The organism is Acidobacteriota bacterium (genome assembly GCA_016196065.1).
Taxonomy (GTDB): Bacteria; Acidobacteriota; Terriglobia; order Terriglobales; family Acidobacteriaceae; genus Acidiflorens.
In genome coordinates this window covers 453,614-477,265 of sequence record JACPYL010000008.1, presented here as the reverse complement: position 1 = coordinate 477,265, position 23,652 = coordinate 453,614, and the positions used below count along the sequence as shown (strand labels likewise).

Genomic DNA, 23,652 nt, shown 5'->3' with positions numbered 1-23,652 from the left:
CGTCTCTATTTTATGTTTCTTGCACCATGGCGAGTGGACCGCGCTTGCGTTTGTTCGACTGCAAAACCTTCTTCCGCAATCGCAAAGCCTTGGGAGTGACTTCGACGAACTCATCGTCCGCGATGAACTCAATCGCCTGTTCCAGATTGAGCGGCTTGTAGGGGACGAGGCGGATGGCTTCGTCCGCCGTCGAGGCGCGCATGTTGGTGAGTTTCTTTTCGCGGACCGCGTTCACGTCGAGGTCCGTATCCTTTGCATTCTCCCCGACGATCATGCCTTCGTAGAGTTCGATTCCCGCTGAAACGAAGAGTTCGCCGCGTTCCTGCAGGCCCCACAAGGCATACGCCGTTGAAGTTCCGTTGCGGTCGGAGATGAGCGCACCCGTCAAGCGATGCGGAATCTCTCCCTGCCACTCGGTGTAGCCATCGAACAGGGAATTCATCACGATCGTGCCGCGCGTGTCGGTAAGCAACTGGCTGCGCAGTCCGATCAACCCACGACTGGGCACGCGGAACTGGATACGCACGCGGCCGTAGCCGTGATTGTGCATATTCTTGACTTCGCTTTTGCGCGAGCCCAGTTGTTCCATCACGACGCCGACAAATTCTTCCGGGACGTCGATGGTGAGGTGCTCCACCGGTTCCATCAGCTTGCCGTCGATGCGCTTGGTGACGATTTCGGGTTTGCCCACCATCAGTTCGTAACCTTCACGACGCATCATTTCGATCAGGATGGAAAGCTGCAGTTCGCCGCGTCCCAGAACTTTGAACGAATCGGTCGTACCCATGCTTTCGACGCGCAGTGAGACGTTGGTCAGCAATTCCTTTTCGAGCCGCTCTTTTAAGTTGCGCGACGTGACGTATTGGCCATCTCTCCCGGCAAAGGGAGAAGTGTTGACAGTGAACAGCATGGCGATCGTCGGCTCATCGATTGCGATATGCGGAAGCGGAGCGGGGTTAAGGACGTCGGTAATGGTCTCGCCGATCGTGATGCCTTCCACGCCAGCGACGGCGACGATGTCTCCCAATGTCGTCTCGGTAATATCGGTTCGCTTCAGGCCGGAGAACGAAAAGAGTTTCGTAATTTTCGTCTTGTGCAGCGTGCCGTCGAGCTTGGCGATGACGACGTCTTCGCCGGTATGCATCTTGCCGTTGAATACGCGCGCAATGGCCAGGCGCCCGAGATAGTCGCTGTAATCGAGGTTCGCGACCAGAATCTGCAGCGGACCGTCCGGATCGCCCTTCGGGAGCGGAATGGTCTTGATGATGGCATCAAATAGCGGACGCAGATCCTCGCCGCCGCCTTTGATGTCGGTCGATGCCGTGCCGATCTTGGCATTGGTGTAGAGCACCGGAAAGTCGATCTGATCTTCCTTCGCATCCAGATCGATGAACAGGTCATAGACCTCGTTCAACACTTCCTGCGGTCGCGCATCGGCGCGATCAATCTTGTTGATCACGAGAATCGGCGGGAGACCTGCTTCCAGGGCCTTGCTCAAGACGTAGCGAGTCTGCGGCAGCGGGCCTTCGCTGGCGTCGACGAGCAGCATTACACCGTCGACCATCTTCAGCGCGCGTTCGACTTCGCCGCCGAAGTCGCTGTGACCCGGCGTGTCCACAATGTTGATCTTGACGTCGTGATAAAAGATGGCCGTGTTCTTGGCCAGAATGGTGATGCCGCGCTCCCGCTCCAGTTCGTTCGAATCCATGACGCGCTCGACATGGTGCTCGTTGGATCGGAACGTGCCGCTCTGTTGCAGCATGGCGTCAACCAGCGTGGTCTTGCCGTGGTCGACGTGGGCGATGATAGCGATGTTGCGAATGCTTGTACTCAAAAAGGAATCCTTCCTGACTTTGGGTGCTACTACTACTTTACTATGCGAACGCGGATCACGATGCCCGTGGCGAAGCCGGCGGACAAATCTTCCTTTACAATCAATGATCTGAGGAAAAATCAGTGACTATGGCCATCATAAAAATGCGCGAGTTAAAGGGGATACTTCTCAAGATGGGGACATTGACTCTAGGTAGCGTTTTGGCAGCGGGGTCGAGTGCGCCCGCGTCGGCAGCCAATGGTGAATTTGGTCCAAACAACCCGTTCTATGCGCCGAGTTCATTGCCGTTTCAAGCGCCTGCGTTCGACAAGATCAAGGACACGGACTACCAGCCTGCGATCGACGCCGGAATGACGCAACAACTCGCGGAAGTGCGGGCGATCGCCGACAACCCCGAGCCTCCGACCTTCGATAACACGATTGTCGCGCTCGAGAAGTCGGGCCAGCTCTTCACCCGCGTGATGCAGATATTCAACGGCGTTACCGGGGCGAACCTGAGCGATGAACTGCAGAAGGTGCAGGACATCGAGGCGCCGAAACTAGCCGCGCACCAGGACGCGATCTTCCTCGATGCCAAGTTGTTTCAACGAGTGAAGGCCGTCTACGACCAGCGCCATGCGCTCAAACTTGATCCAGAATCGCTCCGCCTGGTTGAGTATGACTACGATCAGTTCGTGCAAGCCGGGGCGAACCTCTCCGAGTCCGACAAAGTTGAATTGAAAAAGCTGAACGAGGAAGCGTCCACACTCACTAACGCGTTCAGCACGAAGCTGCTGGCCGCGACCAAGGAGGCGGCGTTTACCACCTCCGACAAGGCGGCTCTGGCAGGCTTAAGTGCCGCGAGGATCGATGGCGCTGCGCAGACCGCGAAAGATCGCAAAGTAGACGGCTACGTCATCACCCTGCAGAACACCACGCAGCAGCCCGACCTCGGATCGCTCAGCCAGCGCACCACGCGGAAGACGATCTTCGAGAACGCCTGGAATCGCGCCGAACGTGGAGGCGCGAACGATACGCGCGATACGATCGCGCGGTTGGCCCAGATTCGCGCCCAGAAAGCCAAGCTCCTCGGGTTTACAAGCTTTGCTGCCTGGAAGCTACAAGACCAGATGGCGAAGAATCCGGAAGCCGCGCTGAAGTTCATGGACGCGCTGGTGCCCGGCGCAACCGCGCACGCCAAAGTTGAGGCAAAAGACATCCAGGCGGTCATCGATTCGCAAAAAGGCGGATTCCAGCTTGAGCCATGGGACTGGGACTTCTATGCCGAGCAGGTGCGCAAATCGCGCTACGACCTCGATGAAGCGCAGGTGAAGCCGTTTTTTGAGTTGAACAACGTGCTGGAGAATGGCGTCTTCTACGCTGCCACCCAGCTCTACGGGATCACTTTCAAGGAACGCAAGGATATCCCGGTCTACCATCCGGACGTGCGCGCGTTTGAAGTGTTCGATGCGGACGGCAAGTCGATGGCGCTCTGGTACTGCGACTACTTCAAGCGCGACAACAAGAATGGCGGCGCCTGGATGGAAGTGTATGTCAGCCAGTCCAAGCTGCTGGGCACGAAGCCGGTGGTCTTTAACGTCGCCAACTTCAGCAAGCCCGCGCCCGGTCAGCCCGCCCTGATCAGCTTCCGCGATGTGACCACGATGTTCCACGAGTTCGGGCACGCGCTGCATGGCATGTTTGCCAACACTATGTACCCGAGCCTGTCGGGGGCAGCGGTCGCGCGTGACTTTGTCGAGTTCCCGTCGCAATTCAATGAGCACTGGGCGACTTATCCGAGCGTGTTTCAACATTTCGCGAAGGACTACAAGACCGGCGCTCCTATGCCGGAAGAGTTGGTTGCGAAACTCAAGAAGGCGAAAAACTTCAATGGCGGATACGCTCTGACAGAAGTGCTGGCCGCCGCCGAACTGGACATGCAGTGGCATACACTGCCGGCCGCCGCTCCGCTGCAGAAGCCGGACGAGTTCGAGATCGCTGCACTGAAAAAGACCAACCTGCTGTTGAGTTCCGTGCCTCCCCGCTACCGTTCCAGCTACTTCTCGCACATCTGGAGCAGCGGCTACGCGGGCGGCTACTACGCGTATCTCTGGAGCGAGATGCTCGACCACGCCGCCTACCAGTGGTTCGAGGATCATGGCGGCCTCACTCGCGCGAACGGAGACCGCCTTCGCAACATGGTCTTGTCGCGCGGCAACACCGAGGACCTTGCGAAGATGTATGCCGCATGGCTCGGCGCGGAGCCGACGATCGAGCCCATGCTGAAGTACCGGGGATTGTTGCCGGAAGGGGCCAAATAGGGCGGCCAAGAAACAAATGAACGCCTGAGCGCGTCAATGGTACTCTGGGCGGCAATCATTCGGAGCAACCCGAATGACCGCTCAGAGGAACGAATGAAAGTCTGCAAGTTTCTGTGCTGGTCGGCAGTCGTGATCATTGTGTCTGGAGTGATGGTTTCCGCTTCGGACGAAGTGAAAACTGAGTCGGGCGCCGTGCGCGGCATCACGCAGGATGGTGTTGTCTCCTTCAAGGGAATCCCTTTTGCTGCGCCGCCGGTCGGACCTCTACGGTGGAAGCCTCCACAGCCACCCGCGCCCTGGACGACTGTCCGCCCCTCCACCGACTACGGGCATGACTGCATGCAGCGTCCGTTTATTGAGGACCTCGCGCCGCTACGCACTACTCCCAACGAAGATTGTCTCTACGTGAACGTCTGGACTCCCTTACCCGCCGCCGTTTCCAAGCTGCCCGTGATGGTCTGGATTTACGGCGGCGGTTGGGTTAATGGCGGCAGTTCGCCGGCGGTTTACGACGGCACGCAGTTCGCCAGGCAGGGCGTCGTGCTGGTGAGCTTTAACTACCGCGTGGGGCGTTTCGGATACTTCGCGCATCCTGCGTTGGCCGCCGAATCGCCTTCGGGACCGCTGGGCAATTATGGATACATGGACCAGATCGCCGCGCTCAAATGGGTCCAGCACAATATCGAAGCTTTCGGCGGCGATCCGAAAAAAGTGACGATCTTTGGCGAGTCTGCCGGCGGTGGCTCCGTGCTGGCGATGATGGCTTCACCGATGGCACAGGGATTGTTTCAGCAGGCGATTGTCGAGTCCGCTCCCGCGCGCGATGGGGCGGGCGGCATGACGCAGATGAAAGGGAAGTCGGGTTTTTTCAGCAAGGCGACGGGAGAGTCCGCGGCGCTGGCATTTGCCAAGTCGAAAGGCATCAACGGCACGGACGCCGCCGCGCTCGACGCGCTGCGCAGACTGTCGCCGGACGATGTGGTCGACGGCCTGAACATGATGTCGATTTTCAGCGCGATCAAGACGTTTGTCGGACCGATGGTCGATGGACAATTGCTGCCCGAATCTCCGCAGGCTGCGTTTCAGGCGGGACGCCAGATGAAAGTCCCGCTGCTGATCGGCGCCACCAATCGCGACATTGGAATCTCTTTCGCGCGAAACATTCAGGAAGTCATGTTTCCCTTCGGCCTGAATCAGATGAAAGCGTACGCAGTGTACGATCCTCAGCACACGAACGATGCGAAGGTTGTCGGGGCGGCTGTCGCTTCCGACCGTCTCATGGTCGAGCCTATGCGTTTTATTGCGCGACAGCAATCGGCGGCGGGACAGCCTACCTATGCCTATCGCTTTTCTTATGTTCCGGTCGCCGACCGCGCTCAGGTTGACGGCGCGCATCATGCGACCGAACTTGCATTTGTCTTCAACACCGTGGCAAATGCGGCGTACGTGAGCAAACTCGATACCGCCGATAGCGCGATGGCGCTGACGGTGAATGCATACTGGGTTGCGTTCGCGAAGTCGGGCGACCCCAACGCCGGCGGGCGTCCGCGTACGAAGTGGCCTGCGTACGCGGCGGACAGCGACACGATACTCGACTTCACTAGTGACGGCGCCGTTGCCGGGCCCGATCCTTGGAAGGCTCGTCTTGATCTGGTGGAGAAAATCGCCGGCAAACCGTAGACTGTCCGGCGATCGATTTCGAACTGATACTGATATTGATGGGAGGAAATGATCATGACGTGGAATCGCGTGTTGTTCAGTGTGGTCACATTCATCGCTCTTGTTCTGTGCACTTCAATCCCTCAAGGCGTCAACGCCGCGGACGGCGCCGAAAAGGCTATCCCGGCAAAATTTATCGCCGCCTGGAATTCCCACGATCCCGCCAAAATGCTCGCGATCTTCACCGACGACGTCTACTACGAGGACGTGGCTTTCGGCGAGATCAGTCATGGGAAAGCCGAACTCAGTAAGTTTGCCGCCTCGGAATATGACGGCGTCCCTGATCTCGAACTGAAGCTGGTGCGCGCTTCGATTGACGACGGACACGGCACCATCGAATGGACTTTTACTGGCACTGACAAGGCCGTCTACAAGACGGGGAAGAAGTTCACGGTGCGCGGCGTTTCCGTGGTTGACGTGCGCGGCGGGAAAATTTCCCGCAGCCTGGATTATTACGATATCTCTACCGTCATGCGCCAGGTCGGGCTGCTTCCCGCGCAGTAGCCCGGCGCGCCCCATATCCAAGGACCCTATGACCACAGACCGAACTGCTGTAAACAACGACTCCGCGCAACTTGAAGCCCTCGGCTACGACTCGAAGTTCGATCGCTCGATGAGCTTGTGGCAGAACTTTGCCCTTGGCTTCACCTATCTATCCCCGGTGGTTGGCGTGTACACCGTTTTCGGATTTGCAATTGCCACGGGCGGCCCAGCAATGTTCTGGAGTTACTTGTTTGTCGGCTTGGGGCAGCTTCTGGTTGCGCTGGTCTTTGGGGAAATCGTGTCACAGTTTCCAATCGCGGGCGGGCTCTATCCATGGGCTCGCCGGCTCGTCGGAAAACGTTGGGCTTGGATGGCGGGCTGGGTCTACCTGTGGGCATTGTGCACGACCATCGCGGCCGTTGCTGTTGGCGGTGCTCCTTATTTGGCGCAGCTCGTCGGCATCAAAGTCAGCCAGGTTGGAGAAGTTGCGATCGCCCTGGTCATGATCGCGGGGACGACCGCGCTCAACGTCAGCGGCACGAAACTTCTGGCCCGGGTCGCGATGTTTGGATTCGTTTGCGAATTGCTGGGCGCAATCGTCGTCGGCGGATACCTGCTGGTCGCCGCTCGTCATCAGAGTTTCGGAGTCCTCTTCCAAAGTTTCGGTCTCGGCAGCAACGGGCACTATTTACCCGCGTTTCTCGCGTCGAGCGTCGCTGCCATGTTTTGCTATTACGGCTTTGAAGCTTGCGGAGACGTGGCTGAGGAAACCCCTAACGCCAGCAGTGCCATTCCCAAGGCGATGAGAATGACCATCTATATCGGCGGCTTCGCGGCTATGTTGGTTTGCCTGGCTCTGGTGCTGGCGATTCCGGACTTGAAAGCCGCATTGTCTGGGCAAGATGCGGATCCAGTGACGACCACGCTACGTGCTGCCCTCGGTCCGGTTGGACTGCGTGCCGTGATCGCCGTGGTCATGGTTTCGTTCCTCTCGTGCCTGATCAGCCTGGAAGCAGCGACCAGTCGCCTGCTCTACAGCTATGGCCGCGACCGGATGATTTTTGGTGGCGCCAGGATGAGCACGCTTTCTCCGCACACTCACGTTCCAGTTTTTGCGTTGATGGTCGCCGGAGTCGTACCCGCCGTCATCTGCATTGCCGGCCTGTTCCTGGTGGAAATGATCAAGACCATCATCGTGTTTGGTTCGGCTGGAATCTACGTTGCCTTTCAGATGATCGTCCTGGGAGCGCTGGTCGCGCGCGCAAAAGGCTGGAAGCCAAGCGGTGCCTTTCGTTTGGGAGTGTGGGCGTGGCCGGTGAACCTGGCGGCCCTCACCTATGGAGTGCTGGCCATCGTGAACATGGTGTGGCCACGCACACCGCAGGATCCGTGGTACCGCAACTACGGGATGCTGGTGGGTACAGTTTTTGTACTCGTCAGCGGCCTGCTGTATGCACTGCTCTTCAAGCCATACGACAGAATCGACGCGCCCGAAGGCGATGCGCATCTCGCCCACCTGGGCGCGCCTCTTGTCGGCGAGAGCAGTGCCGACTGAAAAGAGCGGAGATTACCTGGGTCTGTGTCGTGAGTCGGTTTGAGGTTACGTCCTCCAAAAACATGACCACGAAGGCCACGGAGGCACACCACGAAGGTGCACGAAGTAAAGTCTTAAACCGACATCCTTCGTGATACTTCGTGTGAGCCTTGGTGGCCTTCGTGGTTTAGATTCTGAGCGAGCAATCTACCACGCGCGATTGCGATTACGAGCCCAGCAGTTCCCGACTTCAGCTGCCGATGCTATTTCTTTCCGGCCGCGGCATGCGCCCAATCTGGAGACTCATAGACCACCTTGCCGCCGACCGCCGTCAGCAACACTTCAGTCTTGCTGATTTCCGAAGGCTCGATCTTGAACAGATCGCGATCGAGCACGATGAAGTCCGCCAGTTTACCCGGCTCAAGCGAGCCTTCCGTTTTCTCGCGGCGTCCGGAGAAAGCGGCGCCGAGCGTGTATGCGCGAATCGTATCTTCCACGCTCAAGCGCTGTAGCGGAACGAATCCTCCGGCGGGTTCTCCTTCTCTGGTCTGACGCGTGACGGCCGTTTGTACGCCATGCCACGGATTCAGCGTGACTACGGGCCAATCGCTGCCGAAGGCAAGCACTCCGCCTTTCTGCGCGATGCTGCGCCATACCCACGGGCGAGTGGCGCGTTCCGGTCCAATGTTGCGCGCCCAGATGCTGAGAGTGTCCTCGTCGGGATAAGAATGCAGCGGTTGCTGGCTTGCGATGACGCCGAGCTTGCCAAAGCGATCGATATCTTGAGCATTAATGGTTTCGATATGTTCGATGCGCGGCCGCGCATCCTTCGTATGGTTCACTTCGGCAGCGTGCTGGTAAGCATCGAGTGCCGTCCGCACACCTTTATCCCCGATCGCGTGCGTGAAAATCTGGTAGCCGCGACGATCAAGATCGGCGATCGCGGATTGATATTGGCTGACATCCCAGAAAAGTTTGCCGGTCTGCGACGGGTCATCGGAATACGGTTGGAGCATGGCAGCGGTGTGCGCTTCGACCACGCCGTCGAGCATGGTCTTGACCACGCCGCCGGAAATCCATTCATCGTCATACTGCTTACGCGCCGTGTCGATCGTCTGATTGATGTCGGCGGTTAGCCCAGGAGGATCGAGAAAATAAGCAACATAGAAACGCACACTGAGTTCGCCGTGTTTGCGCAACTCGTCATAGAGGTCGAGATATTGAAAGTCGCCGCCGGCGCTGTGCACCCGCACCAGGCCAACCTTGTTTGCTTCGCGAATGCCTTTGCGGAGGGCGTCCAAACGCTGCTGACGGGTTGGTTTCGGGATCTTGGAGCTGATCAGATCGCCGGCCGCTTCCTTCAGTGCGCCCGTGGCGTCGCCATGTTCGTCGCGAACGATCTTGCCGTTCGGAGGGTCAGGAGTGTTGCGGTTGATTCCTGCCATCGCCAATGCTTTGCTGTTTGCCCATGAACTGTGGCCGTCAAAGGCAGACAGAAAGACCGGCCGGTCCGCCACGACTGCATCAAGAATCTTCTTGTCTGGAAGACCCGACGGTTTGAAGGTCGGGTACGTCCATCCCATGCCTTCAATCCAGGGCTCATTGGGATGGCTCTCCGCGTACTCCTTCACGCGCTTCTGGATCTCGGCAACGGAGCCCGCCGCATTGAGATCCACCTGCGTCAACCCCAGCGACCCTTCCATGAAATGAATGTGGCAATCGGTAAACCCAGGCAGGACAAGATGACCAGCAGCGTCAATCACCTTTGTCTCTTTGCCTTGATAGCCTTTGATCGTGGCGTTGTCGCCCACCGCGACAATCTTGCCTCCGCGCACTGCGATCGCCTCGGCCCATGCCTGCTGAGCATTGACGGTGTACACCCGCGCATTGACGACGATCATGTCGGCGGGTTGGGAAGGTTCGGCAAAAACCAGAGTGCCGATGAAGAGCAAGGAAAAAATAAACGAAGCAGATTTCAACCAATTACAAAGTTGGGGGAAGCACATAGGCCCTTTTCTTCGGATTCAGAATGTGGGCGGAGTGTTGATCCACAGTACCCATGTCTCACTCCGTCCTGGATTTCTCCAGTGATGCGGTGTTGCACTTTGAAAATAGAAGCTGTCGCCGCGTTTCAGAGAATACTCCTGGTCAGCCAGCGAGATTGTCAATTCGCCGCGCAGAAGGAACAGAAATTCTTCGCCTTCGTGCGCGTACGATTCGCCGCTGCCAGACTGCGGCGCGATTCGAAACAGGTGCGGCTCCATCACGGTGGGACCCGAGGCCAGCAATTCCATGCGTACGCCCGGTCCGGCTTCCAGAGCTTTGCGGGTCTGCGGGCGCACCAGCGGCGTATCGGCTTCGGTCGGACCAAAAAAATCCAAAATGTTTGTCTTGTAGAAACGCGCCAGCTTACGGAGCGTGCCGACCGACGCGCTCATGTGCGAGCGTTCAATCGCGCTCAGGAACCCGACGGAAATACTGACTGATTTTGCGACTTCGGCCAGACTCAGGTTGTGCTTGCTCCGCAACTGCCGCAACCGCGGACCAATCGCACTAGCCGCACCATCGTTGGGCGGTCTGAGCGTGCCCTCTCGTTTCAGCATCTGCACGATCGCGGGCGCATTCAGTCCTCTAACTTTGCGGAGATAGCGCGCCTTCTTCAATTGCCGAACATCGTCATCGCTGTAGAGCCGGTAACGGCTCTCCGTGCGTAGCGGACGCGTGAGTCCAAGGCTCTCCCATCCCCGAATCGCCGAGGGAGACACGCCCACGATCCGGGCAACGTCGCCGATCTTCAGATAGGATTTTGCGTCGCCCGCAATATTATTCGCCATCGCTTTAGCGCCGTCTTTGTTGATGGATCGTAGAGGAATTTTCCGCTTGACAGAAGTGACGGCAATCACTAACCTTGCGCGATTATAGCAAGGTTTGCACTGCGCGCAAGCCGAATCGGTCTGGCAACTCGGTCTAACAAATATTGACTTCCCCTCGAGGAATCCGGAGGTTCTGTTCCATGCCGTCTAAGAATATTTGGGTTTCGCAGTGGCTTACCGTCCTGGGACTTTGCCTGATTTGTTCCACGCTCGTCTCCGCCCAAGGCACCAGTGGCCGTATCCTGGGCCGCGTTGCAGACCCGTCCGGCGCCGTTCTCGCCAACGTGAAGGTCACCCTGATTAATGAAGCGACGGGCGTGAGCAGGAATGTGGTCAGCAATGAGGCTGGCGACTACACGTTTCCGGACGTACCCGTGGGCGCCTACCGTGCTGAGTTCGACCTTGCCGGCTTCAAGAAGAATGTGCGCCGCGAAATCACAATGCAGATCAGCCAGGTGCTCACCTTGAATATGGTGATGCAGGTCGGCGAGGCCAGGGAAACAGTTGAAGTTACCTCGGAAGCGCCGCTCGTCGATACCAGCAGCACGCAGCTCGGCGCGATCGTGAATGACCGGGCGGTATCGCAATTGCCGCTGAATGCCCGCGACACGTACCAGTTGCTGTCGCTCCAGCCCGGTGTCCAGTCGCAGACTGGTACGGACCTGTTTTATGGCAGTGATCGCGCGGGAGTCGTTTCGGTAAATGGCGGCCGTGGACGCTCCAACAATTTCAGCGTCAACGGCGGCGATGCCAACGACCAGTTCGCCAACCTTCCGGCCGTGCAACCCAGTCCTGACACCATTGAGGAATTCCGCGTGCTTACCAATACGTTTGACGCGGAGTACGGCCGCAACTCGGGCGCGGTTGTCAACGTGGTGACCAAGTCTGGCAGTAACGCTTTTCACGGCAACCTGTTCGAATTTTTCCGCAACAAAGTCCTGAATTCGAAGGGCTACTTTGATAGTGAGAAGCCCGATTTCAAACAGAATCAATTTGGCGGAACCTTTGGCGGGCCAATCAAGAAGGATCGGAGTTTCTTCTTTACTTCGTATGAAGGGCGCCGGATACGGCAGGGAATTTCTTCTGAGAGCGTGACCGTTCCGAGCGAGGATTTCCGTAATGGAATCTTCACGGGCGATTTCAATGGCGTCATTACCGATCAAACGGTGGCGGACGTGTTCAATAGTCGTCCCGGATGCAGTGCGGCTGTCGCGGATGCAGAGGGCGTTCCCATCACAGCCGGCGCGGCCTACGCTGAGGTCTTTACGGGCTCTCGGATTCCGGTCGAGTGCATGGATCCAACGGCGGTCGATCTGATGACCCAGTTTGTGCCCTCCGCCAATCGCCCGGATGGCACATTCCAGACGGTGGCCGGAGTCCACAAGGATCGCACCGATCAGTTCACCTTCAAATTTGATCACCGCATCAACGACAAGCAGAATATTTCCGCGTACTACTACTTCAACGACAGCACGCTCTTCGATCCTTACTCGCGATTTCAGGCAGGCGGCGCCAATGTGCTGAACTTTGGAGCCAATACGAAAGAGCGCTACCAGCAATGGAACGTCACTCACAATTGGACGCTGCGCAACACCCTGGTGAACGAAGCGCATTTCACCATTTTCCGGGAGGCACAGGGCAATTTCCTTCATCCCCAGCGGACGAACCTGGTGCAGGATTCTTGCATCACGGTTCCCTCCAGCGCCTGTTTCAATGACGGAACTCCGGACAACGCAACCGGTATTCATCCGGGACTGGGTGCGAGCCGCGAAGGTGTTCCCTTTATTGCGCTGTCTGGGTACTTCAATATTGGAAACAACTTCGAAGGCGAAATTCCTCAGATCGGGAACAGTTTCCAGTTCTCCGATAGCCTGAGTTGGATCAAGGGAAAACACTCCGCGAAATTTGGCGGTGATCTTCGTTACCAGCGCTTCGATCAGACTCTGTACTACAACGTTAACGGCTTCTACAGCTATTTCGGCGGCGGCAGCAACGATCCGGACCTGGAAGTCCCGCAGGGTGACAATACGACCGTCGAGGATCTCTTCCCGGCGTACCTGTTGGGATTGCCCGACACTTTTGGACAGGGCTCGGCGCAGGTGGAGAATGTGCGCAGCAAGATTTTCTCCCTCTTTGCCCAAGACAGCTGGAAGATTCGGCCGAACCTGACCCTGAACTACGGCCTGCGGTGGGAACTGTTCACACCGCTTACTGACGTGAGCGGCCACGTACAAAGTTTCCGTCCCGGCCAAACCAGTAAGACCTATCCTTGTACGAACACTCCGGACATGTACTGTCCAGTGGGATTGCTCGTGCCCGGAGATCCGGGAGTTCCTGCCGGGCTAACCACGACCTACTACAAGACTTTCGCACCACGCATCGGCATCGCGTATAGCCCCGGCTCTTCGGGCAAGACCAGCATTCGCGCCGGTTGGGGAATGTTCTACAACCCGATGGAACAGTTGGTGCTGGAGCAATTCAGCGCTGAACCGCCATTCGGTGGAAGCAACCTGATCAGTTCTCCCCTCTTCAACACTCCGTACCAGGACCAGGCTGGCAATGATCCCAAGCCGAATCCTTTCGGCGGCATCATTACTCCGCCTAAGGGGCAGGATCCCGACTGGCAGCGATTCCGGTCGTTACTCCTCTTCGGACAATTTGAGCCTCACTTGCGAACGCAGTACTCCGCGCAATACAACATCAACATTCAGCGCGAACTGACGAAGGACCTGGTTTTGCAGGTGGGCTATGTGGGTTCGCAGGGACACCGGTTGCTCGCGAGCCATGACATTAACTATGGCAACTCGCAGACTTGCCTCGACCTGAACTCAGTATTGGGCGATGGGACTTGCGGCCCGTTTTTTGCGGACAGCGCGTTTGCGATCGAACCCGGAACTGTCTTGCCGGTCGATTTCCATCTGCCCTATTCCGCCAACGGCGGTGGACCGACAGTGATTCCGGCGGGCACGACTCTTGCCAACGGGCTCACTCTGGTTGGACTGCGCCGCTACTCCTCGCCGAATTGCGATCCGCTGACGGGCAACAATTGCCCGGCGGATGGCACGCCGGTGTTCTCCAGCATCTTCGCCGAAGATACGATTGCCAATTCCAACTACAACTCGTTTCAGACCTCGCTGGAAAAACGCTTTTCACACGGACTTCAGGCCAACGTTGCGTATACCTGGAGCAAGTCGTTCGATTTGGCTTCCAGCTTTGAAGGTGAGTTGAATCCTCTCGACTTCCACAGCACCTATTCGCTTTCGCAGTTCGACGCGCGTCACCGGTTTATTTTGAGTTACGTGTGGCAACTGCCGGTCCCAAAATATTCCGGCCTCGCAGGTCAGGTGTTGTCGGGCTGGGATATATCGGGCATCTACACGTTCCAGAGCGGTTTCCCGGTTCGTATCACTTCGTCATCGGATCAGGAGCTGATGTATAGCGCGTTCTTCGAGTATCCCGGCGAGCCCAACCAGATCGCACCTTTCCACAAACTCGATCCCAAGAAAGATTCGGGGAACGGCAACGGGGCGGGCTACTGGTTTGATACCTCGGCGTTTGTCGAAAGCGACCTGGGAACAATCGGCAATGCCAAGCGAACCATTTGTTGTGGACCGGCCATTAATAACTTCGACTTCGGCCTCCACAAGATATTTTCGTTGAGTGAAACCCGCCGGTTTGAATTCCGGACGGAAATTTTCAACATGTTCAACCACACACAATTCAACAATCCAGATGGCAACATCACGGATGGCACGGATTTTGGCCGTATCAAGCGCAGCCGCGAGCCGCGACAGGTACAATTTGCTTTGAAGTTTTTCTTCTAGTTCGATCCCGGGCGGCGAACCCGCCCGGGCCTAATCTAATGGCCGATCCGGCCTGAGCCTTAAATTGGAGATCACGATGTACCCCGCACTGCAAAAAGAGCTCGAGACCTTCGAGCGCCGTACCCCGAAGTCCGCCGAGGCGCATAAGAAAAACCTGAAGCGCCTGCCGCTGGGCGTGGCCAGCAATTACCGCGCTTACGATCCGTATCCGATTTTCGTTGCGGAAGGGCAGGGCAGTAAGTTCCGCGATCTCGATGGCAACGAGTACATCGATCACAATCTATGTTTCGGCGCGCTGATGGCCGGGCATTGTCATCCGGCGGTAATGAAGGCGGTCGAAAAGCGTCTTTCCACTGGCACCATGTTCGGCATGCCGCACAACATGGAATGGGAGTTGGCGGAGGAAGTCTGTAACCGCTTTCCCGTGGAAATGTGCCGCTTTGGCAACAGCGGTACGGAAGCGACGATGCACACCATCCGTCTCGCGCGCGCTGCGACCGGACGCGACAAGATCATCAAGTTCGAAGGCGGATACCACGGCTTGCATGACGCTGCCCTGGTCAGCGTGAAGCCGCATCCCCCGCAGGACGATTTCGGCGATGTGAAGAATCCGAAACCGATCCCCGGTGGTTTAGGCGTGCCGAAGGCGAGTATTGCCAATGTTCAGATCGCGACTTTCAACGATCTGGAAACCGTGGAACGCCGCTTCAAAGAGAATCCGAATGAGATCGCCGCCATCATTCTCGAACCGATCATGATGAACGTCGGCCTCTGCATGCCGCAAAAGGGATTCCTCGAAGGCCTGCGCGAACTTTGCGACAAGTATGGCGCGTTGCTGATTTTCGACGAAGTGAAAACCGGCGCCAAGCTGAGCTGGGGCGGAGCGTCCGAATACTTCGGCGTCACGCCCGACATGATCTGCCTCGCGAAGTCGATTGGCGGCGGATTGCCTCTCGCCGCATTCGGCACGCACAAGCGCGTCATGGACCTGATATCCGATCACAAGGTCTTTCATGGCGGCACCTACAACACGAATCCGGTTTCGATGGCCGCGGGCCTGGCCACGTTCCGCGAAGTGTTGACTCGCGAGAATTATGCGCACGTCGACAAACTCAGCCAGAAGCTCACCGATGGCTACAGGAAGACGGTCGCCAAGGCTGGAATGCAAGCCTATATTGCCAGCGCGGGCGTGAATGGGGCACTCATGCTCTATCCGAAGGAAATTCGCAACTACCGCGACTGGTTGCCAATCGATGTTGACCTGTGGCGACACTATTGGTTTGCGATGGTGAACCGCGGCGTGATGTGCCAACCCTACTGGTGGGATGAACAGTGGACGATTTCCGTGCAACACACCGAGGCGGACATCGACAAGCATCTGGCTGCATTCGCCGACATTGCGCCCGCACTCGCCGCTGCGCAGCACGAGCGGATTGGAGCAGTCGCAGCGCACTAGATCGGGGATTGAGTCATCGGGGCAATTGAGTCATTGAGGTATTGATTCACTGAATCATTGCCCCAGTCCTGTCGTTTTCAGTGATTCAATGCCTCGATGATTCATGACTCCATAACCCGATGACGCAATCAGCCGACAGCCAGCCTCACCTCAAGCGCGTCCTCGGACGCTTCGACTTGGTGTTGTTGTTTGTTGTCGCTGTCTTCAACCTCAATGTGGTACCCAGCATTGCCGCGAATGGCGGCGTCACCGTCTGGCTCTGGATTATTTCGCTGGCCCTGTTTTTCTGGCCGCAGGGAATCGCGGTCATTGAATTGGCCCAACGCTATCCCGGCGAAGGCGGCGTCTATCTGTGGGCCAAGGAAGTGTTCGGCGACTTCCACGGTTTTCTTTCCGGCTGGTGTTATTGGACGAACAACATGCTGTACGTTCCGACGGTGATGCTGTACTTCGTCGGCGTGTCGGTATTTGCCCTCGGGCCCGGGCACACGGCCCTGGCGGACAACAAGAACTTCGCGATGGTCGCGTCGCTCGCGCTCCTGGCCCTACTGACCATTCTGAACATCGTCGGACTGGGCGTCGGAAAGTGGCTGAACAATGTCGGCGCAATTGGAACCTTTGTAGCGGCCGCTGTCCTCATCGGGCTTGGAATTACCGTATGGTCACGCTTCGGAAGCCCGGTAAGCGCAGCTGATTTTCGCGTTCCCGCGGATCCCAAGTTCGTCCTGAACTCGTTTGGCGTGATTTGCTTCGGCCTGGTTGGACTTGAACTCGCATCCATCATGGGCGACGAAATTCGCGATCCGCAGAAGACTCTACCCGGCGCGGTTGCATGGGGCGGCGTGATATCGGGCGCGCTCTATATCGGCGCTACGCTCACGCTGCTCGTCGCGGTCGGCAAGAATGACATCAGCGTGCTGCAGGGGATCGTGCAGGCTGTGAGTCATATGGCTGGCGAAGTCGGCGTTACATGGATCATTACGCCGTTCGCGATCATGCTGAGTCTGTCGATTGCAGGAATTGGCTCGGCATGGATGGGTGGCTCGGCGCGTATTCCATTTGTCGCCGGCCTCGATTCGTACATGCCCGCGTGGTTGGGCAAAGTCCATCCCAAGTATTCAACGCCACACGCTGCGCTGATCGTGCAGGCGGTCGTTTCGCTAATCCTGATCGTGATTAATTTCACGGCCTCCGGGGGCGTACAGGAAGCTTTTCAGACCATGCTGTCGCTGGCGGTCGTTTTACAGCTGGTGCCGTTTCTTTACGTATTTGCGGCGCTGTTGCGGTTCGCATTTCGTTCGGACTTCGTCCGCGTTCGTTACAGTCGCGCCACGTTGGTCTTTGCAGGTGTGAGCGGATTCTGTACGACGACGCTGGGCATCGCGCTGGCATTTTTTCCAGCGAAGCAGATTACATCGCTGTGGTGGTATGAAGTGAAGATGGTTGGGTTCACGTTGTTTTTTCTGGTGCTGGCCGCATTCTTTTTCTTTGGTTACGGCCGTCTGAAGGCGCCAGTCGAAGAGGCCGTCAAGTCCGAGTAGAGGCGGGCGACTGGTCCGTCCAGTCGAGTACAGTTCGTGGAGGTGTGTATGCCAGGTGGAGTGCAGACCGACGTCAAGACTTATCAGATGTTGATCAACGGTGAGTGGGTCGCGAGCAAGTCGAACAAGACCTTTCCCGTCTACGATCCGTCGACCGAAGAGATCATCGCGCAGGTGCCCGAGGCCAACGCCGACGACGTAAACCGCGCCGTCGCGGCCGCGAAAGCCGCTTTTGAAGAGGGTCCATGGTCGACGACTACTGCCCAGGAGCGCGGCCGCGTTTTATTCCGGTTGGCGGAGAAAGTCCGTCAGAATCTGCCGGCGCTTGCCGAAATCGAGTGCCGCAACACGGGCAAGCCGATCGTCGAAGCCGAATATGACATCACCGACGCCGCGACTTGCTTCGAGTACTACGGCGGCCTGGCCACCAAGGTTGTGGGATATGTGAATCCCGTCCCCGACAACGCTATGAGCCTCACGTTGAAAGAACCGGTCGGCGTGGCCGGTCAGATTATTCCGTGGAACTATCCGCTCCTGATGGGAGCATGGAAGCTTGCACCCGCGATCGCTGCCGGGTGTACCTGCGTGCTGAAGCCAGCCGAGCAAACGCCGCTCACAGCGCTCGAGGTTGCGAAGTGGTTCGACGAAGTGGGGCTGCCGAAGGGCGTAGTGAACGTCATTACGGGATTCGGAGAAACCTGCGGCTCGCCGCTGGTGAAGCATCCTGACGTGAACAAGATTGCGTTTACGGGTTCCGCCGCTGTTGGCAAGATTATCGTCAAAGAAGCTGCCGATACGGTGAAACGAGTGACTCTGGAACTTGGAGGGAAGTCGCCGAATATTTTCTTTGCGGACGCCGATTTTGAGGCTGCCATCGACGGAGCACTGTTCGGCGTGTTCATCAATCAAGGCGAAGTGTGCTCGGCAGGCAGCCGCATTCTCGTTCAGAAATCGATTTACAAGAAATTCGTTGACGCGATGGCGGAGAAAGCAAAGGCGATCAAACTTGGTCCTCCTCTGGAACGCGAAACGAAAATGGGCGCATTGGTCAGCAAAGAGCAATATGACCGCGTGCTTTCCTATATCGATATCGGAAAGAAAGAGGCGAAAGTTGCTTCTGGAGGCGGCAAGTCCGACAAGTTTGCCAAGGGTTACTACGTGCAGCCGACTATCTTTTACGACGTAGACAACAATGCCCGGATCGCTCGGGAAGAAATCTTTGGCCCGGTCGCTACGGTGATTCCGTTTGACGACGAAAAAGATGCACTCAAAATTGCGAACGATTCTCCTTACGGCCTGGCCGCTGCAGTTTGGACCCGCGACATTTTCAAAGCGATGCGCACGGTGAAGTCGCTGCGTGCAGGCATCGTCTGGGTCAACCACATGCAACCGACCTACGTCGAGGCGCCGTGGGGAGGATACAAGCAGTCAGGGTTCGGTCGCGAGTTGGGGCCACACGGAATCGACGAGTATCTCGAAACGAAACAGGTCCACATCAATTTGAACGAAGCGCCAATCGGCTGGTACTGAAAAACCAGTGGATAGTGGTTGGTGATTAGTGGTTAGCGAAACGGATGGAAGGAAACAGTCGTTTACTAATCACTAAGCACTAGCCACAAACCACGAAGAGAGAATTCCTATGGCTACCATTCAACTTCGTACTTCCATTCCTGGTCCGCGCTCGCAAGAGCTGATGCAACGCCGCAATGCCGCTGTGGTACAGGCGGCGTATCACGCAACGCCTGTCTTCATCGCGAAAGCGGAAGGTGCGGTTGTTGAAGATGTGGATGGCAACCGGCTGATCGATTTTGCCGGCGGCATCGGCTGTCTTAATACAGGCCATCGCGCTCCGGAGGTCGTGGAAGCGGTTCGCCGCCAGCTCGATCGCTTTCTGCACACCAGCTTCAACGTGCTGCCTTACGAAAGCTACGTCGCGGTGTGCGAGCGGTTGAACGCGCTGACGCCCGGGAAATTCCGCAAAAAGACGTTACTCGTCAATACTGGCGCTGAAGCGACGGAGAATGCGATCAAAATCGCGCGCAGTTTCACCAAGCGGCAAGCGGTCATCAGTTTTGAGGACGCGTTTCACGGACGGACCTACATGGCGATGGCCATGACCAGTAAGACGCATCCGTACAAGGCGGGCTTCGAGCCGTTCCCGGGCGAAGTCTATCGCATCCCCTATGCGTACTGTTACCGCTGCTCGTATTCGATGACGTATCCGTCGTGCGAAGTCCATTGTGCGAAGCACATCGAAGATACGTTCAAGCGCGTGGTTGCGGCGGAAACAGTCGCGGCGGTCATCGTGGAGCCCGTTCTCGGAGAGGGCGGCTTCGTGACGCCGCCCGCGGAATTTTTCCCGACGCTTTCCGAGATTTGCCGCAAGTACGGCATCCTGCTCATCGCGGACGAAGTCCAAACCGGATTTGCCCGGACCGGCACGCTCTTCGCCTGCGAACAACTCGGCCTCGAGCCGGATTTGATTTGCATGGCGAAATCGTTGACGGGTGGCCTGCCGATGGCAGCCGTTACCGGACGGGCCGAGATCATGGACGCGCCCGCAGCCGGTCAGCTGGGCGGAACGTTTAGTGGCAATCCTGTTTCCTGCGAAGCTGCTCTCGCCGTGCTCGATATTATCGAGAGAGACGATCTCTGTGCCCGAGCGAATATTCTCGGAGAGCGTTTCCGTAAGCGGGCCGCGAAATGGCAATCGCAATGGGAACTGATCGGCGAAGTGCGCGGACTGGGCGCGATGCAGGCCCTGGAGCTTGTCCGCTCGAAAACGACACGCCAACCGGCCGACGAAGAGACGAAGCAAGTGGCACAATATTGCTACGAGCATGGCCTGGTAACGATCACAGCAGGCTCGTATGGCAACGTGATTCGCCTCTTGATGCCGCTGGTCCTGACTGACGCGCAGATGGATGAAGCCCTCGACGTGCTGGAAGGCGCGCTCGCGAGCGTCGCTGAGAAAAAGAGTATGCTGGCTGTGCAACCGGCGTGATGAACATCCTCACCACAGAGGCACAGAGACACAGAGAAATCGAAGGGCAGGATCGAAGAACTGCTCCGATCATTGGCGCCGCCATCGAAGTGCATCGCCATCTTGGTCCGGGGCTTCTGGAGTCTGCTTATGAGGAGTGCTTGTGCCACGCACTCACCCTCCTTGGGTTGGATTTTCAACGCCAGGTGGACTTGCCGGTTGTCTACAAGGGATTGAACCTTCATTGCGGATACAGAATCGATTTGATCGTTGCCGGCGAAGTGGTGGTGGAACTGAAATCGGTCGAGAAACTCATTCCAATCTACGAAGCGCAGCTCTTGACCTATCTAAAACTTTCCGGGAAGCGCGTTGGCCTCCTGATCAACTTCAACGTGCCGTTACTCACGCAAGGAATTGTCCGACGAATTCTATAGATTTCTCTGAGTCTCTGTGACTCTGTGGTGAAGCTCTCGATTGAGGATAAGAAACTGATGACTACTGCTACTGCAGCGCCGAGCATGACCGGCAAAGAAATTGTCGATCTCACCAGAAAGCACACGCTGTTCGAATGGTCCGCGCAGTCGAAGGTCGATCCCATCCCAGTTGCTCGCTCCAAAGGCATCTACTTCTGGACGCCGGAAGGGAAGCGCTTCATCGACTTCAACAGCCAGTTGATGTCCGTAAATATCGGACACGGTGACGAACGTGTGATCCAAGCAATTCACGAGCAAGCGCAGACCCTCGCCTATGCGAACCCGTTCATGGCCACGGAGCCGCGGGCTCGCCTTGGCGCCAAGTTAGCCGAGATCACGCCCGGCGACATTGATACATTCTTTTTCACGAATGGTGGCGCCGAATGTAACGAGAATGCCATCAAGATTGCGAGGGCTTTCACTGGACGTCACAAGATCATGGCGCGCTACCGCTCCTATCACGGAGCCACTGCCGGCGCGATCAGCCTGACCGGAGACCCGCGCAGATGGGCTGCCGAGCCGGGCATCCCGGGTGTCGTGCGCGTGCTCGATCCGTATCACGGTATCGAGCGCGGATGGGAATCGGCGGAAGCCTCGCTCGCCATGATCGAAGAGACCATGCAGCTCGAGGGCCCGCACACCATCGCCGCATTCATCCTGGAGACCGTAGTTGGTACGAACGGCATCCTGGTGCCGCCCGATGGCTATATGCAGGGCGTGCGCAAGCTCTGCGATAAATACGGCATCCTCATGATTGCCGACGAAGTGATGGCCGGTTTCGGCCGCACCGGCGAGTGGTTTGCCATTGATCACTGGAAGGTTGTGCCGGACTTGATCTCCATGGCGAAAGGGCTTACGTCGAGCTACCTGCCGCTGGGTGCGCTCGGCATGCGCCACCACATCGCGCAACACTTCCAGGACAAGGTCTTTTACGGAGGCCTGACGTACAACTCCCACCCGATGGGCTGCGCGGCGGCCCTGGCGACGATCCGCGTCTACGAGGAAGACAAGCTGATTGAGAATACGCGGAAGATGGGTGTGGTCATGAAAGAACTGGGAGCCCAGTTACAAGCGAAGCATCCATCGGTCGGAGTTGTGCGCTCGATTGGTTTGTTCGGGATCGTCGAATTGGTTCGCAGCCGTGCCACTCGGCAGCCTATGGCTCCGTTCAACGGAACGTCGGAAGAAATGGCAGCTCTCGGGAAATTTTTCCGGGAGAATGGGCTTTACACGCTCGTGCGCTGGAATACGTTCTATACGAATCCGCCGCTCTGCATCAATGAAGAGCAGTTACGCGAAGCGTTCGCCATCATCGACAAGGGTCTGGAGATCACCGACAAGGCAGTGAAAGACTAGCAGAGTCCGAGCGGTTGTCCATTCCGGCTTACGATGTCGCCGAATAAGCTGGGTAGAACTCCGTGATCAGTTCTGTCCCCTCACGCCGGTCGAATACCATTGCTTCGCCCTTTGTGACCAGGCTTGCGATGCGTTCGCGAGCGGCGCGCTCCAGTTTCTTGAAGCGAATCCCGGTTCCGCATCCGTAGATGCAATGGGTCACTTCGCCCAGTACCCACACTCTCTCGTTATCCACCCACAGAGCGACATGGACCTCAGTCCCCGTCGTCATGGCATGCGGCACTTGCACGCGACAGCCACCCTCGCCCAGATCGCTGGCTGTGACCCACAACGGAGTGCTGACATCCTTCAGCCGCATCTCCACCGCAATCTCGCAGACATACCGATCGTGCTCGCGGCGGACCGTCATCCGAGGGCGCTGGTAGTCGTCTGTGCCTGAAGCAGGCAACCAGGCTTCGGCAATCGCCGATGTATTTCCGACGCCAGCCAATCCCACGCGTCGCCCTTCTGCAGTCGACTGTTCCCACGTCACGCGGTAACGGCGTGTCGATCCCTCACAACGAAGCGCCAGGGTGTCCCCTACGCGGACCGCGCAGCTCACGTCTTCCAATAGTGCTCCGTCTCGGCTCAGATTCAAAACCTGGACGCGATCCAGGAAGGATCGCCCCTTGGCGTCCATGCCACATACCGTGGCGCTTAGGGTCATTGGTACTCGCGGTTGACGACGGCATCCCATAATTTTCAACTTTCCTCGTCTGTCGAATGTCTGTTAACGCCTCGAAGGCGTCTAGGGGGATGTGGCCTTCTACTCACAGTGCCGGCTCCCGCCGTGATTACTTAAGTAATCAAAGCAGACGGACCTCGGTTACAACTCCGTGCTTCTGAAGAGCAGGTCCACTGCCATCTGATTCTGCAAGCAAAGCAAAGTACTTCGCGGTGGGGCCGAGGGCAGGAAAGTGAAACATCATGCAGGTCACGGAAAAATAGGGGATAGAACTTAGGCTCTCAGTGGTTACACCTAGCTTTATTGAATGACCACGAAGGGTACATTGCGTTGTGGATCGTATTGGCAGGAATGGAGTTGGAAATCCCGGCAGGTTGAGGCCATCTCACAGGCCGGGACGGCCCAAGGCGTGTGACAGTCAGGCAGGAGCCGAGTCCAGGGACAACGGGAGCAACGAAATCCCTGCACGAATCGAAGCGGGCAAAATATTGGAACCATCCCGCGCTCGTGAATCTGGACCAGCGAAGACAAAGGGCACCCGTCGCTCGGAAA

The 23,652-nt window shown here is 57.4% G+C and carries 15 protein-coding genes; 11 read left to right on the top strand and 4 right to left on the bottom strand.

Features of this window, described 5'->3' with window-relative positions; genetic code table 11:
• Nucleotides 1-10: 10 nt before the first annotated feature.
• Nucleotides 11-1,834: a translational GTPase TypA gene (gene typA, locus HY010_03080; protein ID MBI3474690.1), complete on the bottom strand. Its 1,824-nt coding sequence runs from the start codon at nt 1,832-1,834 to the stop codon at nt 11-13.
• A 143-nt stretch (nt 1,835-1,977) separates the two neighbouring features.
• Here typA and dcp point away from each other — a divergent pair, with 143 nt between their 5' ends.
• The 4 genes from dcp to HY010_03060 all read left to right on the top strand — a co-directional run bounded on the left by dcp (nt 1,978) and on the right by HY010_03060 (nt 7,891).
• Complete coding sequence (dcp, locus tag HY010_03075) at nt 1,978-4,134, top strand: peptidyl-dipeptidase Dcp (protein MBI3474689.1); 2,157 nt, start codon at nt 1,978-1,980, stop codon at nt 4,132-4,134.
• Between the two features lie 150 nt (nt 4,135-4,284).
• On the top strand, nt 4,285-5,814 hold the full coding sequence (locus HY010_03070; GenBank protein ID MBI3474688.1) for a carboxylesterase family protein: 1,530 nt from the start codon (nt 4,285-4,287) through the stop codon (nt 5,812-5,814).
• A 54-nt stretch (nt 5,815-5,868) separates the two neighbouring features.
• Nucleotides 5,869-6,357, top strand: a complete 489-nt coding sequence (locus HY010_03065) for a nuclear transport factor 2 family protein (GenBank protein ID MBI3474687.1) — start codon at nt 5,869-5,871, stop codon at nt 6,355-6,357.
• Nucleotides 6,358-6,385: 28 nt separating this feature from the next.
• On the top strand, nt 6,386-7,891 hold the full coding sequence (locus tag HY010_03060; protein MBI3474686.1) for an amino acid permease: 1,506 nt from the start codon (nt 6,386-6,388) through the stop codon (nt 7,889-7,891).
• 242 nt (nt 7,892-8,133) lie between these two features.
• Here the strand turns inward: HY010_03060 and HY010_03055 are convergent, their stop codons facing one another.
• Complete coding sequence (locus tag HY010_03055; protein MBI3474685.1) at nt 8,134-9,849, bottom strand: amidohydrolase; 1,716 nt, start codon at nt 9,847-9,849, stop codon at nt 8,134-8,136.
• 45 nt (nt 9,850-9,894) lie between these two features.
• Nucleotides 9,895-10,704, bottom strand: a complete 810-nt coding sequence (locus HY010_03050; protein MBI3474684.1) for a MerR family transcriptional regulator — start codon at nt 10,702-10,704, stop codon at nt 9,895-9,897.
• Between the two features lie 179 nt (nt 10,705-10,883).
• On the opposite strand from HY010_03050, the gene HY010_03045 reads away from it, so the two are divergent.
• From HY010_03045 to HY010_03015, 7 genes are all read left to right on the top strand, one after another.
• Complete coding sequence (locus HY010_03045) at nt 10,884-14,567, top strand: TonB-dependent receptor (GenBank protein MBI3474683.1); 3,684 nt, start codon at nt 10,884-10,886, stop codon at nt 14,565-14,567.
• A gap of 76 nt (nt 14,568-14,643) precedes the next feature.
• Complete coding sequence (locus tag HY010_03040) at nt 14,644-16,023, top strand: glutamate-1-semialdehyde 2,1-aminomutase (GenBank protein ID MBI3474682.1); 1,380 nt, start codon at nt 14,644-14,646, stop codon at nt 16,021-16,023.
• 119 nt (nt 16,024-16,142) lie between these two features.
• Nucleotides 16,143-17,564, top strand: a complete 1,422-nt coding sequence (locus HY010_03035; GenBank protein MBI3474681.1) for an APC family permease — start codon at nt 16,143-16,145, stop codon at nt 17,562-17,564.
• An 87-nt stretch (nt 17,565-17,651) separates the two neighbouring features.
• Entirely contained in the window at nt 17,652-19,094 is a 1,443-nt protein-coding gene (locus HY010_03030; protein ID MBI3474680.1) for an aldehyde dehydrogenase family protein, read from the top strand.
• A gap of 109 nt (nt 19,095-19,203) precedes the next feature.
• The gene (gene gabT / locus HY010_03025) at nt 19,204-20,568 is read left to right on the top strand and encodes a 4-aminobutyrate--2-oxoglutarate transaminase (protein ID MBI3474679.1); all 1,365 of its coding nucleotides are present in this window, start codon (nt 19,204-19,206) and stop codon (nt 20,566-20,568) included.
• Nucleotides 20,568-20,981: a GxxExxY protein gene (locus tag HY010_03020; protein ID MBI3474678.1), complete on the top strand. Its 414-nt coding sequence runs from the start codon at nt 20,568-20,570 to the stop codon at nt 20,979-20,981. The genes gabT and HY010_03020 overlap by 1 nt, the downstream gene beginning before the upstream one ends.
• Nucleotides 20,982-21,065: 84 nt before the next feature.
• Nucleotides 21,066-22,376, top strand: coding sequence for an aminotransferase class III-fold pyridoxal phosphate-dependent enzyme (locus tag HY010_03015; GenBank protein MBI3474677.1), 1,311 nt, complete (start codon nt 21,066-21,068; stop codon nt 22,374-22,376).
• Between the two features lie 28 nt (nt 22,377-22,404).
• Here the strand turns inward: HY010_03015 and HY010_03010 are convergent, their stop codons facing one another.
• Nucleotides 22,405-23,082 carry a PilZ domain-containing protein gene (locus HY010_03010; protein ID MBI3474676.1) on the bottom strand — a complete coding sequence of 226 codons (678 nt, stop codon included), beginning with the start codon at nt 23,080-23,082 and terminating at the stop codon, nt 22,405-22,407.
• Nucleotides 23,083-23,652 lie beyond the last annotated feature (570 nt).

Bases quoted from the DNA above. Each gene is read 5' to 3' on its own strand.
- dcp (MBI3474689.1), top strand. From the start codon at position 1,978: ATGCGCGAGTTAAAGGGGATACTTCTCAAGATGGGGACATTGACTCTA.
- HY010_03070 (MBI3474688.1), top strand. From the start codon at position 4,285: ATGGTTTCCGCTTCGGACGAAGTGAAAACTGAGTCGGGCGCCGTGCGC.
- HY010_03065 (MBI3474687.1), top strand. From the start codon at position 5,869: ATGACGTGGAATCGCGTGTTGTTCAGTGTGGTCACATTCATCGCTCTT.
- HY010_03060 (MBI3474686.1), top strand. From the start codon at position 6,386: ATGACCACAGACCGAACTGCTGTAAACAACGACTCCGCGCAACTTGAA.
- HY010_03050 (MBI3474684.1), bottom strand. From the start codon at position 10,704: ATGGCGAATAATATTGCGGGCGACGCAAAATCCTATCTGAAGATCGGC.
- HY010_03045 (MBI3474683.1), top strand. From the start codon at position 10,884: ATGCCGTCTAAGAATATTTGGGTTTCGCAGTGGCTTACCGTCCTGGGA.
- HY010_03040 (MBI3474682.1), top strand. From the start codon at position 14,644: ATGTACCCCGCACTGCAAAAAGAGCTCGAGACCTTCGAGCGCCGTACC.
- HY010_03035 (MBI3474681.1), top strand. From the start codon at position 16,143: ATGACGCAATCAGCCGACAGCCAGCCTCACCTCAAGCGCGTCCTCGGA.
- HY010_03030 (MBI3474680.1), top strand. From the start codon at position 17,652: ATGTTGATCAACGGTGAGTGGGTCGCGAGCAAGTCGAACAAGACCTTT.
- gabT (MBI3474679.1), top strand. From the start codon at position 19,204: ATGGCTACCATTCAACTTCGTACTTCCATTCCTGGTCCGCGCTCGCAA.
- HY010_03020 (MBI3474678.1), top strand. From the start codon at position 20,568: ATGAACATCCTCACCACAGAGGCACAGAGACACAGAGAAATCGAAGGG.
- HY010_03015 (MBI3474677.1), top strand. From the start codon at position 21,066: ATGACCGGCAAAGAAATTGTCGATCTCACCAGAAAGCACACGCTGTTC.
- HY010_03010 (MBI3474676.1), bottom strand. From the start codon at position 23,082: ATGACCCTAAGCGCCACGGTATGTGGCATGGACGCCAAGGGGCGATCC.